This window comes from Pseudomonas sp. LBUM1644, assembly GCF_059716195.1.
Genome location: NZ_CP166812.1, coordinates 2,494,979 through 2,507,815, shown reverse-complemented (window position 1 = coordinate 2,507,815; position 12,837 = coordinate 2,494,979). Strand labels below are relative to the sequence as shown.

The 12,837-nt window shown below is 57.1% G+C and carries 6 protein-coding genes and 2 pseudogenes; 5 read left to right on the top strand and 3 right to left on the bottom strand.

Translation table 11 applies throughout. From position 1 onward, the window contains the following. Positions 1–105: 105 nt before the first annotated feature. Both ACA052_RS11310 and ACA052_RS11305 read right to left on the bottom strand, forming a co-directional pair. Positions 106–997: pseudogene (locus ACA052_RS11310) on the bottom strand (transposase); the annotation flags it as partial. A gap of 28 nt (positions 998–1,025) precedes the next feature. Next, positions 1,026–1,643: a helix-turn-helix domain-containing protein gene (locus ACA052_RS11305; protein ID WP_497649734.1), complete on the bottom strand. Its 618-nt coding sequence runs from the start codon at positions 1,641–1,643 to the stop codon at positions 1,026–1,028. Positions 1,644–1,688: 45 nt separating this feature from the next. On the opposite strand from ACA052_RS11305, the gene ACA052_RS11300 reads away from it, so the two are divergent. The 5 genes and pseudogenes from ACA052_RS11300 to ACA052_RS11280 all read left to right on the top strand — a co-directional run bounded on the left by ACA052_RS11300 (position 1,689) and on the right by ACA052_RS11280 (position 6,685). Continuing rightward, positions 1,689–2,384 (top strand): B3/B4 domain-containing protein, encoded by a 696-nt coding sequence (locus tag ACA052_RS11300; RefSeq protein WP_497649733.1) that lies wholly within the window; start codon positions 1,689–1,691, stop codon positions 2,382–2,384. A gap of 62 nt (positions 2,385–2,446) precedes the next feature. Next, entirely contained in the window at positions 2,447–3,022 is a 576-nt protein-coding gene (locus ACA052_RS11295; RefSeq protein WP_497649732.1) for a LysE family translocator, read from the top strand. A gap of 219 nt (positions 3,023–3,241) precedes the next feature. Then, positions 3,242–4,410, top strand: a pseudogene (locus ACA052_RS11290) (transposase). 294 nt (positions 4,411–4,704) lie between these two features. After that, positions 4,705–5,520, top strand: a complete 816-nt coding sequence (locus tag ACA052_RS11285; protein WP_497649731.1) for an alpha/beta fold hydrolase — start codon at positions 4,705–4,707, stop codon at positions 5,518–5,520. After that, a complete protein-coding gene (locus ACA052_RS11280) occupies positions 5,510–6,685 on the top strand; it encodes a PAS domain-containing sensor histidine kinase (protein WP_497649730.1) in 1,176 nt (391 codons plus the stop codon). Before ACA052_RS11285 ends, ACA052_RS11280 begins: the two co-directional genes overlap by 11 nt. Before the next feature lie 669 nt (positions 6,686–7,354). Here the strand turns inward: ACA052_RS11280 and ACA052_RS11275 are convergent. Beyond that, positions 7,355–12,622 carry a PAS domain S-box protein gene (locus ACA052_RS11275; protein WP_497649729.1) on the bottom strand — a complete coding sequence of 1,756 codons (5,268 nt, stop codon included), beginning with the start codon at positions 12,620–12,622 and terminating at the stop codon, positions 7,355–7,357. Between the last annotated feature and the right edge of the window lie 215 nt (positions 12,623–12,837).

Genomic DNA, 12,837 nt, shown 5'->3' with positions numbered 1-12,837 from the left:
TGTTAGCTGAGTAATTACTCGCAACAAGTCCTGCGGATCATTACGAGGGCCTGGGAGCCCCTAGCGCCGCTTTTACCTTGCTGGGTGGCCAAAATACAGACCTCTTCAGGCCGACAGCGCCTTCATTAAAGCGCTGGTACCGAGAATTTTCATGACTCGTTTCAAGTTGTAGGCGAGGACGTTCAAGCTCATCTCCGCACTTACTCCGTTCAGCTTTCGTGTCAGGAAATGTGTGGCGCCCATCCATTGTTTGAGTGTTCCGAAGGGATGCTCGACCGTACGCTTGCGCAGCGGGACAAATGTATTCGTTTTTTGCCGCGTCATAGATGAAGGCATCGTTATCGAAACGCCCGTCAGCCTTGGCTCCAGAGGTCATCGGCTTGGGCACATAGGCGGTGATGCCTGCATCGTGACAAGCCAGGATTTATTCGCTTTTGAAGTAACCTCTGTCAGCCACTACCGACAACGTATCTGACGCCATCGCCTCGCGGGCCTGCTTGGCCATCGAGCTGAGTTGATCGCGGTCGGAACCGACGTTGGTCACCTCATGCGCAACGATCAAATGGTGCTGCGTATCGACCGCTGTCTGCACGTTGTAACCGACGACTCCAGTGCCGCGCGTCATCATGGAACGGGCGTCTGGATCGGTCAGTGAGACCTGTTTATCCGGTGATTCGTTGAGCTGAGTTTCAATGACCTGCAACTCTTTCATCTGAGCTTTGAGCTTGTCGATTTTCTCTTGCAGACGAGCAGCCTTGGGCTGAGCGACCGAGGGTTCTTGCCGATCGGTTTCGTCGAGCGCAGTCAGGTGCCGATTGATACTTGATTCAATTTCTTCCATCCGCCGTTTCAGCTTAGCGCTGGTGAAATTGCGGTCGCGGTTATTGACGGCCTTGAATTTACTGCCGTCGATGGCGACCAGATTTTCTTCGAACAATCCTAGCTGCTGGCACAGCACCACGAACTGGCGGCAGACACCTCGGATGGCCTTGCTGTCCAAAGCAGATACCCGCCGCCCGTTGTCCCTATATTTCGGGAGCGGAGAGATGTAATTCCGTTACAGACATGGTGAATATCAGCTTGGATTTCCCGCCGTTGGAATAGGAGTGTGGAACATCGGTTTTTGCTACGGCAGAACAACCTTCTGAAACTGATAACTCGGTCTCACCCACTATGAACTTGAGAATTCCTTTCTCCACATGAAATAGCTCAACAGTGTCCTGAGGGTGTCCTGATGAAGCGAATGTCTCGCCTGGATACATCTCCCATCGCCATAGTTCAATCATGTTCGGGCCAGTGGTCCCTGCAAGCAGGCGTGCTGTTCCCCCCATACTACCGGTCCATAACGTGGGGATTTCCTGACGTTCAATGAGGTGAGCAGATGGGGCGTCGGACACGTTGACGACATCCGCAACAGAAAGGCCCAAGGCACCTGCGATTTTGCAAAGAATCGCGATGCTTGGGTTGGCAGTGCACTTCTCGATCTCGACAACCATGCCTTTGCTTACACCGGAGAGACGGGAAAGCTCGTCCAGAGTGATTTTCCGCTTCTTTCGCTCCTGTTTGAGCTTGCGGGAAACCGCTTCGCTAACCGTATGAACGTCAGCACCTGTATTGGTCGATATATTGACTATTTTGGTCATTATTCCCTAGTATGCAGTGGAATTTAGGGTTGAGAGGATTCTCTGATGCTGTCCGTACTACCGTCAATTGACCAGCATGTAGTCAAACTGGCGCCTGGGTTCAGAGCGCTGAGTATTGTGGTCGAAGCTGCCCCGATAGCCAATCCGGATATTGGTAAAGATGCTTTGGCTCGTGCCTGCCAATCGGTTTCGGCAGGTGGCGCAATATGGGCAGAGGCTCACCTGACAGCTTGGGCGGATCTTTTCCGAGCGTTCGGTGCCAAACCGCAGCGCACACCTTGCTCGGCTGAAGCTCTGCGCAAACGGGTTCTGCGCGATGGCAGCCTGCCGAGTATCGATCCAGTGGTTGATCTCTATAACGCGATTAGTATTGAGTATGCAGTCCCTGTCGGCGGTGAAAACGTTGAAGCCTATGTGGGCTTGCCACGACTTGCTGTTGCTGATGGATCGGAACCCTTTGACACTATGAGAGAAGGCTCCGCTGCCCATGAGTTTCCTGAGCCCGGCGAAGTTATTTGGAGGGATGATAAAGGCGTGACTTGCCGTCGTTGGAATTGGCGACAAGGCGTGAGAACACGGCTGAGCGCAGATGCAAAGCATATGTGGTTTATTCTGGAGAGTTTGCCGGCCATGCCCCTTGAAGCGTTGACGGAAGCGGGTGACAAGCTGATCGATGGCTTGCAACTGATGATGCCCGGTGTGCAGATTGAGAGTGTGCTCATCGGCCCTGGAGCCGACTAAGGAATAAGCGGGACGGCACAGGCTTCTTCTAACGGACATCTAACTTTGCTAAGGGGCTTTAAATGTCGTTTGATTTGCACCATCTGCTGCTCGTATTCACCGCCTATATCGTTGGTGCGGCGAGTCCAGGACCTAGCAATATGCGGATCATGGGGGTCGCGATGCATCAAGGCAGGCAGCCTGCGCTGCTGCTGGCGGCAGGCGTTATCAGTGGTTCGTTTTTTTGGGGATCGATGGCCGCTACCGGTGTCTCAGCCATCCTGGCACAGTACGCGCAAGCGCTAGGTGTCTTGAAAGTGGTCGGGGGTGTCTACCTGTTATTCCTCGCCTTCAAGGCTGGTCGATCCGCGCTTACTTCCGATGAACATCTAGAGAAGGGGATCGCGGCTGCACCGAGGGTTTCTGGCTTCAGCCTCTACCAGCGCGGATTGCTCATGCATCTTACAAACCCCAAAGCGTTGCTGGGTTGGATTGCGACTATGACGCTCGGGTTGGGGCCGGAAGCTACGCCAACAACGGTTGCGATTATTCTGGCCGGATGCGCGATGCTGAGTGTCACTATCTTCTGCGGTTATGCGATCGTCTTTTCCACCGAGCCCATGATCAGGGGGGTATCGCAGGGCGCGCCGATACATTGAAGGTACCCTGGCCATAGTGTTCGGAGCCGCTGGGATTAAGCTGCTGATCTCCCGCACCTGACACGCTCTAGATCCAAAGAAACATAAGGCCGTGATGATATTGCAAGCCGCTGTTACGCTGAACCGCTGAGTGTCCGTTTGGCCGATTCTGTTGAAAAAGTAGCTCCCCTGACTGACCTCCGGCAAAATCTCTTCATGGCCGGAGGGGGATCACACAGCATGATGGGACAGTTATCGAGTGGGCAGGAGCGGCTGTTTTACTCGTTCAACCTTGAAGACCACATTCCAGCCAATCACCTTCTGCGCAGCATTGATCGGTGTCTCGATCTGAGCGACCTGCGCCATTACCTCGCCGATTTTTATAGCCCGATCGGGCGTCCGTCGATTGATCCTGAACTGATGATTCGCATGCTGATCGTGGGCTATTGCTACGGCATTCGCTCAGAGCGGCGGTTGTGCGAAGAGACCCATTTGAACGCCGGCAGCGCAGTGTACCGGGTGATGAACAGGTCAACTGGAGCGATCCATCTCTGAGCACCCGCGCCGTGCGTGAGTACCTTGAGGCACTCGATGAAGAGGCTCTGGCCGAAACGCTACCGAAGCGCCTGTCGCTGACTGATCCTCAGGCCCGCTGGACCGCTGCTCCAGGAGGCCCAGCTTTCTACGCTTACTCCACGAATTATCTGATCGATACCGAGCACGGCGTGATCATGGATGTGGAGCCAACACCGGCGCATCGAACGGCTGAGGTCGAGAGCACCAAGACGATGATCGAGCGGGTCGAAGCGCAATTCGACATCAAGCCGTAGCGCCTCATTGGCGATACCGCTTACGGTACAGCGCCGATGCTGGCCTGGATGGTGGAGGAAAAAGACATCGAGCCGCATGTGCCGGTGTGGGACAAAACCGAGCGCAAGAACGACAGTTTCTCAAGCAACAATTTTCACTGGAATGAAGAGGCTGAGGAGTATCGCTGTCCAGGCGGCAATGCCTTGCGCAGCGAATGGCGAGCCTTCAAGAATGAGCGTTCGCACGTCACAAAAGCCAACACCATCATCTTCCGATCCCGGCAGACGGACTGCGTAGCGTGCCCGATGAAAGCCCAGTGCTGCCCGAACACTGCGTTTCGCAAGATCGCTCGCAGCGTCCATGAAGCTGCTCGTGATGTGGCTCGGCGCATTGCAGCGACGCCAGCGTATCAGCGCTCGCGCCACGAACGTAAGAAGGTCAAAATGCTGTTTGCCCACCTCAAGCGCATCCTGAAATTGGATCGCTTGCGACTACGTGGCATAAGTGGCGCGACTGATGAGTTCACGCTGGCCGCCGCGGTGCAGAACCTGCGACGGCTGGCCAAATTTACATCTCAAGGGCCACCGGTCACGGGATAGGTGCGCCTGCACTAAGCAAAAAACCTCAAACTAACCCATTAATAGAGCAGCAAAGGTCAACGAAGGGCCGAAAAACCACTCAATGTGGTGAGTAGGTTCTCCGGTGGTAGCCGTGCCTGAGTTCAGGCTATCTGAAAATCCGACTTTTTCAACAGAATCGGCCAGAAGCAGCCCGTCGCCAAGGGCAGTTCTCGGGTAGGCTGATTCCCGGCATAATCATCCGCCTCGACCCATACGCCAACTTTCCCCCAAATACGCGAAGGAACCCCCTTCGGCACACTCCGGATATCACGCATGAACCTTCAATATCGCAACAATATAAAAGTGGTGGGTGAAGGTCCTACGACACTGATCTTTTCCCACGGCTTCGGCTGCGACCAGACCATGTGGCGTTATCTGCTTGAACACTTTACCTCTCGCTTCAAGGTTGTACTGTATGACCTGGTCGGTGCGGGCCAGTCAGATCTCGGCGCGTATGATCGGGAAAAATACAATGCGCTGGCTGGCTACGCTCAGGACCTGAGCGAAATCATCGATCAGTACGCCACCGGCCCGGTGATTTTGGTCGGCCACTCCGTCAGCGCCATGATCGGTGCCCTGGCTGACCGCCAGTCTCCCGGAAGAATCACCGCTCACGTGATGATTGGTCCTTCGCCCTGCTACATCGATTCGGACGACTACGTGGGCGGATTTAAACTCGAAGACATCCATTCTCTGCTCGACACCCTCGACAGCAACTACCTCGGCTGGTCCAGCACCATGGCACCCGTGATCATGGGTGCGCCCGGTCAGCCGGCGCTGGGCGAAGAATTGACCAACAGTTTCTGCCGTACCGAACCCGAGATTGCCAAGCAATTTGCGCGGGTGACGTTCATGTCGGACAACCGCAAGGACGTCGCGGGCCTGACTACACCAACCTTGATCCTGCAATCCACCGACGATCTCATCGCGCCCGTCGCCGTGGGTGAATACCTGAACGCTGTACTCCCCAACAGCACGCTCTGTATGGTCGCCAACGTCGGTCATTGCCCGCACATGAGCGCACCAAGTGCCTGTTCCGAAGCCATGGACAGCTTCCTGTCGCCGTGGGTAGGCGCTCATGTCGACTGATGAGCCGCCACTGCCCGACCCGCAGACGCTATTTGAAGGCGCGCCTTGCGGCTTGGTAGTGACGAAAGAGGATGGCACGATCTTGCGCGCCAACCTGACTTTCAGTCACTGGATCGGCTTCGATTCCCACGTGTTGATCGGCCGGCGTTTCCAAGACCTGCTGACCATGGGCGGCCGCATTTTCCATCAAACCCATTGGGCGCCGTTGATGCGTATGCAAGGCTCTGTGGCCGAGGTGAAACTCGAATTGGTTCACCAAGATAAACGCTCCATCACCATGTTGCTCAACGGTGTAAGGCGCGAGCACGCCAGTGGCGCGTTTTATGAGCTGGCGCTGTTCGGTACCACCGACCGCGACAAGTACGAGCGTGAACTGCTTAGCGCCCGCAAAATCGCCGAAGATCTGTTGCGGGAGAAAACCGCCGCTGAAACTGCGCTCCAGCAAGCCCAAAGCGAACTGAGCAAGGCCTATGAAAAAGCCAAACGTCGCGCCTTGTTCGCCGAACAAATGGTCGCCATCGTTAGCCACGACCTAAAAAACCCGCTGACCGCGATCAAAATGGCCTCTGACATCCTCGCCCGAGGCGAACACACCACCAACCAAGTCAAAATGCTCGGCCACATCAGTCAGTCGACGGACCGCGCCCAACGGATGATTTCCGACCTGCTGGACTTCGCCATGGCCAGAGTCGGACGCGGGATTTCGATCACACCTGCTTCGGTTGATCTGCACGCACTCGTCAGCCTGAGCGTCGATGAATTGCGCATTGCGTTTCCTAACGCCACGTTGCTGCATCAGCGCAATGGGTCGGGTAGCGCTTATCTTGATGCGGATCGTGCGCAGCAGATTATTGGCAATCTGGTGGCCAACAGTGTGGCTTATGGTGATTTGAAACAGCCGATTATTGTTACTTCACGACTAGAAGAGGATCAAGCCGTGGTGTCGGTGTGTAACCAGGGTCCGGTGATCCCAGAGCCGCTAATGGCCACTTTGTTCGAGCCTATGACCCGCGGCACGAAGACCTACAGCGATTCGCGTAGTGTAGGACTTGGGTTGTTTATTGTGAGGGAAATCGCAAGGTCACATGCAGGGAGTGTCTCGGTCAGCTCCAGCGCCGATGAAGGTACGACGTTTGATGTTCACTTTCCGAGAATCCATATTTAAAACCTCGGTCATCCAGCAAAGTAGGCCGCTACTCGGCATCCCAAAACCGAAATGCCTTGATGTATTCATCAGGAGGCGGCTTACCGCCCCCCCCACTGCAAAACGATAACGCTCAATGCCCATCCGAATGCAAGAATCCCTATTCCCAACGTGAAGCCAAGCAGCAGAGGATATTTCCACAAGGGGTCTATCTCCTATCACTGTCATTCTTGAGTTCTCAACAGGAGAGTCGGAGCAATATCCAAGCCACTTAACAACTTCAGCTCTACGATCAATGTCACCGACGCAGTGGCCATTTTTCGGTGCGGTAGGTTTCATTCGACTGAGTCAGCACGCCCAAAGTTGGGGGTGACTTCCCTACAATAGGTGCCAAGGTCCTGTAGCCAATATCGCACTTAGGCGCTACGGCACTTGCCTTCGAAACCGCTGATGATGCGTTGACCTATATTTTGCAGGCGCAGGGCGAATGCCGCTTGGGTCATCGCCGATCATGAGTTCCAGGGCAAATTCAGGGGGGTAGAGTTCATTGAATTGGTCAGAGGAAAATGGCCTTCCATCGGCACGATTCTGATTTCCGGATACCTGATAGATTCCGCATCAGTACCATCTTCTACCATTCACCTGTACTGGTCGCTGTATGATTTCATCCTCTCAATTGCGTCCCTTTCTTCAACCAGGTGTTCTAATCCACCATTTTTCGTTTTCGGCCAAGACGTCCTCAAGCTTGGTGAGCGCGGCATCGAAGTCGATGTTCTCGATGGCCCGAGAAACCGGCACCAGCGCCTGAACCAAGGCCACGCCTTCAGCGATCAGGCGCTCGATCAGTGCATCAAGCAGATCACCGGCTTCGGCGTCGCTGTCCTGTAGCAGCTGGCGCAGTTTGCCCAGCATTGCAATGGCCTCGGCCGATGGGGGTAGGCTGTGCCGACTAGCGGGTGCTTGCGATACGGCTGCCGGCGCGACTGCCTGCAACCCTGCGAGCACTGGGTCGAGCGCGGCAAGTGTCTGTTTAAGCAAGGCCTGAAGCGTCTCGTCGCTTGCGCCCTCCGCGCAGGCTTCCTCTAGCGCCGCTGCGGCGGAGGCCACGCCCATCGCGCCGATATTGCCTGCCACGCCGCGTAGCGTGTGCGCACAGCGGATCGCCGCCTTGGCTTCGCTGCGGTCCTGCCGGGCTTGGGTAAAGCTCTCGGCAAAGTGGATTTGGCCCGTGGCGAACTTGACCAGCAGACGCCGGTACAAGGCCATGTTCTGCTGTGAGGTGGTCAAGCCGGCTTGTACGTCGATGCCGGGTAGAGGCGGCAGTTCGTCAGCCGCGGACAACGGCACAGCGACGCCTAGGGGTTGAGGCGTCGCCGGCTTGATCCACCTCGCCATACAGCCCAACATATCGTCCACTCGCAGCGGCTTTGCGATGTGATCCGTCATGCCCGCAGCGATGACCTTTTCGCGGTCACCAGCCATCGCGTTGGCCGTCATCGCAATGATGGGAAGTTGAGCGAACTGTGGCTGTGCACGCAGATGGCGCGTAGCTTCGTAGCCATCCATCACTGGCATCTGGCAATCCATCAACACGCCGTCGAAGACAATGTCGCGCGATAGGATGTCTAGTGCCTCCTGCCCATGCCGGGCCAGTACCACTTCGATGCCGGCCTGTCCCAGAAGCTCCTGCGCCAGTTCCTGATTCAGGTCATTGTCCTCGACCAACAGAACGCGGGCGCCGCGCAGTAGCACTGTGAGCTGTTGTTGCCCCTGGGTCTTTGATTCAAAGCGGCTCTGCAAAATCCGTCCCTTGCCCAGTGCCTCACCCACGGCTTCGAGAAGGGTCGAGGCCGTGATCGGTTTGGTGAGCACCGCGCTGAGGTGGGTGCCAGTACTGAGCGCCGAGCTCACGGCCTCTTCGCGACCGAAGGCGGTCACCATGATGGCAGCGGGTACGGTCACTTGGTCCAGGGCCTGAATCCGGCGTACCGCCTCGACGCCGTCCATGCCGGGCATCCTCCAGTCCATCAGGACGAGTTGATAGTCCAATTGCCGTTCATGGGCGGCCTTTATCATGCGCAGACTTTCCGCGCCGTCATGCGCCACATCCACCTCCATGCCGAAGTGGCGCGACATGGTGGAAAGAATCTCGCGCGCAGTAGCATTGTCGTCAACTACCAAGGTGCGAACGCCGAGCAATTCCTCGGCGCGGAACATGCGCCGCGGCATCGGCTCAGCCTGCATGCCGAAGCGGGCCTGGAAGTGAAAGATCGAGCCGCTACCCGGTTCGCTCTCCACCCAGATGCGCCCATTCATCAGCTCCACCAGCGTGCGCGAGATCGCCAAGCCGAGACCAGTGCCGCCGTACCTGCGCGTAGTCGAGCTGTCGGCCTGGCTGAAGGAATGGAACAGTCTGGCGCACTGCTCGGGTGTCATGCCTATGCCAGTGTCGCGGACCCAGCCATGCAGATTAACCTCGCCGCGCTCCTGGCTGGCGACCTCAATGCCGAGGATGACCTCGCCGTGCTCGGTGAACTTGACCGCGTTGCTGCACAGATTGACCAGCACCTGTCCCAGGCGCAGCGGATCTCCCACGAGAGCGGTCGGCACATCGACCCCGCAGTTGAACAGGAGCTCCAGGCCTTTGTCGTCCGCCTTCATGCCGATCAAATTGGCCACATGGTCCAAGACATCCTCGAGCCGGAAATCCACCTGTTCAATGGACATCTTGCCGGCCTCGATCTTTGAGAAATCGAGGATGTCATTGATGATGCCCAGCAGGTTCTCTGCCGAGCGGTGCACCTTCTCCACATAGTTGCGCTGTTTCTTGTCCAACGCGGTTGCTAGGGCGAGGTGCGACATGCCGATGATCGCGTTCATCGGTGTGCGGATTTCATGGCTCATATTGGCCAGGAAATCGCTCTTGGCCTTGGTGGCTCCCTCGGCGATCTCCGTAGCCTTGGCCAGCTCCTGCTGGGTCCTGATGTATTCAGTCACGTCCTGGGTGACGCCATACATGTCCGTGGCCTTGCCATCCGCGTCGCAGAACACCGTGCCATAGGCATGAATCCAGACAGTGCGTCCGTCGATTGGGCGCTTATAGGCGTAGATGGAGTCATAGGCCGGAACCTTGCCGTCAATGGCATCCTGGAAGTTTTGTTCTGTTGCTGCGGCATGTGCCGGGTCGCCGGCTGCGACATTGGCGAGCCAGTCCTCGGCCACGCGATAGCGGAAGTGTTCGTTCGGAATGTCGCCAAAAATGTCAGCCGCACGCTTGGATGAGTTGTACCAACCGGAGCCATCGAGCGGTACCTGCCAGTAGCCCGACCGGGTCAGGCCCAAGGCCTGATCGCTGAGGAAATTGATTCTCCTGAGCTCTTCCTCTGCCCGGTTGCTCTCCGTGAGGTCGGTCTGAGTGCCCACGATTCGAATGGCCTGCCCCGAATCGTCACGCTCAACAACCTGGCCCTTAGCCATGACCCAGGTCCACTCACCGGAAGTGTTCTTCAACCGAAATTTGCTCCGGAAATCAGATTGCGGCCCCGCAACGACATGCGCCAGGTCTGCTTCCACGCTGGAAGCATCCTCCGGATGGAGGATGGCCTTGAAGCGTTCATAGGTGTGCCCGTAAAGGATGTCCAGATCCTCGGGTCGATAGCCCACCATGGTCGACCAGGTCGCATTGGTGTAAAGCTCGTCGGTGACGGTATTCCAGTCCCACAGGCCGATATTGCTGTTGCTCAGGGCAAGGTCCAGGCGCTGTTGGCTGATCGCCAGCGCACTGGCCATCGCGCGGAACTCGGTAATGTCATGAATCCAGCTGATCAGTTCTACCGTTCCCTCCTGAACCAGGCGGTTGGCACTGACCAATACGTTGCGCGACTGACCATCCTGCCCCACCAGCTCGGCCTCATAGTTCTTGACGATGCCGTTCTGCTCCAGCAGCGCGATGAAATTCCCGCGGCTCCGGGCGGTCTGCCACAGCGACGCCATATTGCTTTGGAGCAGCTCCTCCTTACTCAGGCCCATCAACTGCGTCATCTGGTGGTTTGCGAAGATGGAATGCCCATCCTCGGTGGAAATGGCAACAGCCACGGGGCTGTTCTCCAGTATTTGCTGAAGGCGTTTCCGCTCATTGCTGAGCATCTGCTCCGCGGTCTTACGTTCGGTAATGTCCTCCAGCATCCACACTGTGCCCTTGGACAGGTCGTTGAAGTCAATGGCCGCCCCACTGGCTTGGCACCAGAAGCGCGTGCCGTCGGCGCGCACCAGCACCTGCTCGCGTTGGTACATTTCGCCACACCCAAGTCGTTCGTAGATGGCACGTCCTTCCTCGGCAAATTGTTCGTCCGAGGGATACCAGGCGCGCGTGGATTGGCCAATCTGCGCGCCTTCGTGGGTCCGAAACAGCGCATCGAGATTGCGGTTGCTGCGTACGATGGTGCGAGCTCTGATGAAGGCGATGCCCAGTGTTGCTGAATCGAATATCGCCGACTGCTCAGCGTTGGCGATGCGCACAGCTTCTTCGTTCTTCTGCCGTTCCGTCACGTCATAAATCCAGCTAACCAAGAGGCTGGCCTCGCCTTGCCAACTACGGCTGGTGCTGACCAGCACGGAGTGAGCTTCGCCGTCCTTGCCCACCAGTTCCGTCTCGAAGTCCTTGACGATGCCTTCGCGGCGCAGCCGTTCGACAAACTGTTTGATGCTCTGCGGATGCTTCCACAACGTAAAGCTGTTGCCTGCCAACAGCTCTTCCGTAGACCGGCCCAGCAGCTGCGTCATCTGATGATTCGCAAAAACGGCGTTGCCATCTTCCGAGCTGATGAAGACGCCCACCGGACTGTTTTCGAGGATCTGCAGCAGCCGCTCGCGTTCGTCGGCGAGCGCGCGTTCCGCGGCTCTGCGTGCCGTGACGTCGGTCAGCATCCACACCGACCCCTTACCCAGATCCTGAGGGTCGATGGCCGAGCCACTGAGTTCGCACCAGAAGCGCGTTCCATCGGCCCGCACTAGTTCCTGTTCACGCTGGCATGTGGCCCCGGTTGACAACTGCGCGTAGACCTCGTTGAGGCTGCGGACAAAGGCCTCCTCTGAGTCGTACCAGGCGCGAGCAGACTGGCCGATTTGCCCACCAGGCCCGGAGCGGAATAGCGCATCGCATTGGCTGTTGCAACGCACGATGACCGCGTTCTTGAGGAATGCAATGCCGAGCATGGCGGCCTCGAACATTGCAGTCTGTTCAGCGTTGGCAGTGCGCGTAGCTTCCGTCAGTGCCGCTTGTTGCTGAAGATTGCGTTCGATCGTATTAGCCATTTGGCGCAGTACCAAGGCAACGGCCCCGCAGAGCATGAAGACGGCCAGCAGGCCCAGGCCGACGATGGAATTGCGGATCGTGTCCTTGGCCTCGGCTTCAAGGCCCGCGCGGTACGGATCCAGCGCGCCGACCAAACGGTCGACCGCAGCACGGTTGTCGTCATAGTGCGCCGCGAGGCGCCGATAGGATTGGTTGACGGCCGCCGTGTCATTGCGCGTCAGTGCCGGCAGAAAGACGGTCTTCCATTCGGTGAAAAAGGCATCGGCCGGAGTGAACACGTCACGGTTGATGTGGTCCTTCAATGACTGCGGAAGTTGACTCTGGGCCCACTGTCGCTGTCCGGTGTAGAAGCGATCACGCTGCTGTTCCAGCCGCGCAATCAACTCGGGTCGCTCGGCCGGGGCGGCGCCGCGCAACTGATTCGCGACGAAGAAGCTCTCGATGATGTACTGCGGCGGCGGAAGGACATCGGCTTCAAGGTTCTCGCCAGCGAGGATTCGGCTGTACAACTCGCCGTTCACTGCGACCGTACTCAGCGCCCGGTAGGACCAAAGAGACAGTACCAGTAAGGCGGCGACCACACCGGCCAGCAGCAAGCCAAACTGCGTCTTGATAGATCGCCTGTGCAAGGGAACCTGATTCATGGTCTTTGTTCCGGACAATTAGGTGATATTGCAGTTCCCGAGAGGTATCTCAATCGAAATTTCCGCGGTGAGAAATCGATCTACCCCAAGTTCTCGGAGGTGATCTTAAAGAGCTCCACGACTTCTGCCAGATGCACAGTCTGATATCTGTCCGTCATCAGAAATACGATATCGCCTCCATCATGTCGCCGTCAGCGTGACTCAGATGGGGCCGC

What these genes read in the sequence shown, in the direction of transcription:
- ACA052_RS11305 (WP_497649734.1), bottom strand. Translation starts at nt 1,643, where the DNA reads ATGACCAAAATAGTCAATATATCGACCAATACAGGTGCTGACGTTCAT.
- ACA052_RS11300 (WP_497649733.1), top strand. Translation starts at nt 1,689, where the DNA reads ATGCTGTCCGTACTACCGTCAATTGACCAGCATGTAGTCAAACTGGCG.
- ACA052_RS11295 (WP_497649732.1), top strand. Translation starts at nt 2,447, where the DNA reads ATGTCGTTTGATTTGCACCATCTGCTGCTCGTATTCACCGCCTATATC.
- ACA052_RS11285 (WP_497649731.1), top strand. Translation starts at nt 4,705, where the DNA reads ATGAACCTTCAATATCGCAACAATATAAAAGTGGTGGGTGAAGGTCCT.
- ACA052_RS11280 (WP_497649730.1), top strand. Translation starts at nt 5,510, where the DNA reads ATGTCGACTGATGAGCCGCCACTGCCCGACCCGCAGACGCTATTTGAA.
- ACA052_RS11275 (WP_497649729.1), bottom strand. Translation starts at nt 12,622, where the DNA reads ATGAATCAGGTTCCCTTGCACAGGCGATCTATCAAGACGCAGTTTGGC.